Below are 2,593 nucleotides of genomic sequence, written 5' to 3'. Positions count from 1 at the left end.
TTGTTGTCCGAGGTTGACAGAACCGGGATAGTATTGAACAGTGAGTTGGGCTTTGATGGTCTTTTTGATCTCAGTCCCTCCATGCAACCTTCGTATGATCAATTGTTTAGTTAGTGATCAGGAGGCCAAAGTGCAGAGAAGGTGTGAGCGAAATCGGAAATGTCGTGAAAATGATGGTAAATGCCAGGTTAAATAACTCGCAATCATGAAAGAAACTACTTTACAGCCAGAATTAATAATTGAAGCAGGACGCGCAGAAAAGCAATATTGGCAAGATTTATGGCGATATAGAGAGTTATTTTACTTCTTAGCATGGCGAGATATTTTAGTTAGATATAAACAAACAGCCATTGGGATTGTTTGGGCGCTAATTCGTCCTTTTTTGACAATGGTAGTTTTTACAGTAGTATTTGGACAATTAGCAAAATTACCATCAGAAGGTGCGCCCTATCCAATTCTTGTATTTTCCGCCATGTTACCTTGGCAATTCTTCTCTAATTCCCTTTCAGAGTGTAGTAATAGTTTAATTAGTAATGCCAATTTACTGTCTAAAGTCTATTTTCCTAGATTGGTAGTACCCACTAGCGCGGTAGTAGTTAGCTTTGTAGACTTTATGATTTCTGGGATAATCTTATTGGCTCTAATGGCTTGGTATAACTTCATTCCCACTTGGCGAATTTTCACCTTACCCTTATTTATCGGTGTCGCCTTTGCAGCTTCAATGGGTGCGGGTTTGTGGTTAGCTTCCTTGAATGTGCAATATCGAGATTTCCGGTTTATTGTGCCATTTATTGTCCAGTTTGGTTTATATATCTCACCTGTAGGATTTAGTAGCACTATTGTTCCTGAAAAGTGGCGGTTTCTCTACTCCTTAAATCCAATGGTGGGAGTAATTGATGGTTTTAGATGGGCAATTTTGGGCGGTAATTCCCAGTTATATTTACCAGGTTTTATGCTTTCTATGGCTCTAGTCGTTTTACTATTAGTGAATGGGATTTGGTATTTTCGGAAGATGGAACGAACTTTTGCAGATGTGATTTAAGATCAAATTCTCAAGTATACTAAACACGGTTGAGAGATGGACTTTTGTAAAATCACGAAAAACCCTGATTTGTAGGGGTAAAGCAAGAGCTTCATTGGTGTCAACTTAAGCTCAAATCCCTACCACATCTCATTCCCAGTCAGAGACTGGGAATGAGATGAAAAACCCTGATTTGTAGGGGTTTAGCACTGCTGAACCCCCACCTACAGAATTAAATAATTAAGCCGTGTTGAGTATAGATAGATATAAGCTGTTACGCAGCTAAATTTGATAACCATAATTTACTTGAACTTTGTAGTGCGGGCATCTTGCCCGCTTGAATTATACAAACTAAATGCACAACAGCTTACGAGGGGTTTAGCACTGCTAAACCCATACGCATCTGGGTTCTTTGTCATTTGGCAAAAGTTTAAATCTTACCCGTGTTTAGTATATTATTCCGATTTAACAAAAATGCGTGAACATGATCCTGACTGGGATATTACAATTTCCTTAGAGTTCTCCAATTAAAAAAATATCCCAAAATTTATGGTGGTGCAGGCCGAAAAGCCCGCTAATAATACAAGAACGGGCAAGATGCCCATCCCACGAGATTGGATCATCTTTTTTGTGGAGTTCTCTTAGAAGAGACAATTAAGCAGATAGTTGAATCTTGGCAACAGCGATTAAATACAGGAGACAATTAACAATGTATCAAAGTGATGTGTAGTGCAAAAGTAGGGTGTGTTAGCGATAGCGTAACGCACCATTTCAGGTTAAGTCAGAATTGCAGGTTATTAAATTTGCGTTCCTTAGCCAGTCAAGATATAACTTTAATAACGTTTAAGGGTTTTATTTAATGCTTGTTTTTGATCCTGCAACAATGAATGTTACTCGATTTACTCTTGCCATAGGCCTTGTAGATGGGGGTTACTATGAAATGGCAAGGGCAGAAATTTTGAGTCAAATAGGACGAGACTTTGGTCAGTTATCAGCAGAACAGACAAAACAGATTGAGAAATTACCAGTACCTCAATTAGAATCTCTAGCAAAAGCTCTATTAGATTTTGACGGATTGGCAGATTTAGAGGTCTGGTTAGCGGAGCTGTGAGAAAAACCGCATTGGTGATCATATTTGCTATTATTCCGACTTACAGCAATTGGAAATCGCTGTAACAAAAATGCGTGAACATTATCCTCACTGGGATATTACAATTTCCGGCGTTGCTGAATCGAGGTATGAAATTTCCAAATTGAACCTTTAAAAATCTTACCTTTGCGTCTACTCTTCGAGATCACGAAGCGTGATTGCGCCTTTGGGTGAGACTAAAATTCATACCCTTAATCAGCAACGCCCAATTTCCTTAGAAGAAACTATTAAGCAGATAGTTGAATCTTGGCAACAGCGATTAAATACAGGAGATAATTAATAATGTATCAAAGTGATGTGTATAGCAAACCTAGCTATGAGCCATTACCTCCTCAACAAACACTGCCAACGATGTATGATTTACCTAGCGAAGATCCAGAGGAGCCAGGGTTGCCAGACGAATTTCACCTTTTACAACCAGA

At 38.8% G+C, this 2,593-nt stretch carries 3 protein-coding genes; all 3 read left to right on the top strand.

Going from position 1 to position 2,593, the window contains the following annotated elements:
- The first annotated feature begins 205 nt into the window (after window positions 1–205).
- The 3 genes from PN471_RS23095 (at window position 206) to PN471_RS23085 (ending at window position 2,451) form a co-directional block, all read left to right on the top strand.
- Window positions 206–1,042 carry an ABC transporter permease gene (locus PN471_RS23095; protein WP_271778810.1) on the top strand — a complete coding sequence of 279 codons (837 nt, stop codon included), beginning with the start codon at window positions 206–208 and terminating at the stop codon, window positions 1,040–1,042.
- 838 nt (window positions 1,043–1,880) lie between these two features.
- On the top strand, window positions 1,881–2,132 hold the full coding sequence (locus PN471_RS23090; RefSeq protein WP_334311935.1) for a DUF4351 domain-containing protein: 252 nt from the start codon (window positions 1,881–1,883) through the stop codon (window positions 2,130–2,132).
- 193 nt (window positions 2,133–2,325) lie between these two features.
- On the top strand, window positions 2,326–2,451 hold the full coding sequence (locus PN471_RS23085; RefSeq protein WP_271778809.1) for a hypothetical protein: 126 nt from the start codon (window positions 2,326–2,328) through the stop codon (window positions 2,449–2,451).
- The last annotated feature ends 142 nt before the right edge of the window (window positions 2,452–2,593 follow it).

Source organism: Aphanizomenon sp. CS-733/32 (assembly GCF_028330045.1).
GTDB classification, from domain to species: domain Bacteria; phylum Cyanobacteriota; class Cyanobacteriia; order Cyanobacteriales; family Nostocaceae; genus Dolichospermum; species Dolichospermum gracile.
The sequence above is the reverse complement of the archived record's forward strand: the minus strand, read 5'-3'. Positions and strand labels throughout refer to the sequence as shown.